This window comes from Pseudomonas sp. 3B-A001-10F (assembly GCF_056313565.1).
In genome coordinates, this window is sequence record NZ_JBQYFW010000090.1 from 1 (window position 1) to 454 (window position 454).

General features: G+C 74.2%; 1 protein-coding gene. It reads right to left on the reverse strand.

What is annotated here, in order from left to right:
• On the reverse strand, nt 1–454 hold a 454-nt coding region (locus AC0ZWN_RS28875), incomplete at both ends, for a hypothetical protein (RefSeq protein WP_476337717.1).

Consider the following 454-nt stretch of genomic DNA (forward strand, 5'->3'; position numbering starts at 1 on the left):
GCTTGAGCGAGCGCTCCCAATGGGCGGAGAGCTCCGGCCCCAGGTCCAGCTCCCGGAGCCGGCGGGGCGAAACTTCCTCGATGAGCAGCTGGTCGAGCGTGGCGGCGAGATCGCCGGCGAGGCGGACGGCCTCGGCGGCGTCGTGGCGGGGCTCGGCCTCCTGGATCAGGCGCGCGAGGAGCAATTGGCGCTGGAGCGGCTGGACCGCGGGCGGCACGAGGTCGGGATCGCCGGCCGCATCGAACACCGCCTCGTCCAGCTCGGGATCGCCGACCGCGACGAGCCGCGGCAGGAGCAAGCCGCCACCGCTGGCGCGGACAAAGGCGTCCTGGATCGCCCTCTTGGCACGGTTGTTGGGGAGCAGGACCAGCCCGCGTGCCAGGCCCATCGGGTCGCCGCCGAAGCGCCGGATCAGCCCGTTCGCCAGCGCGTCCGCAAAGGCGCGGTGCGGGGG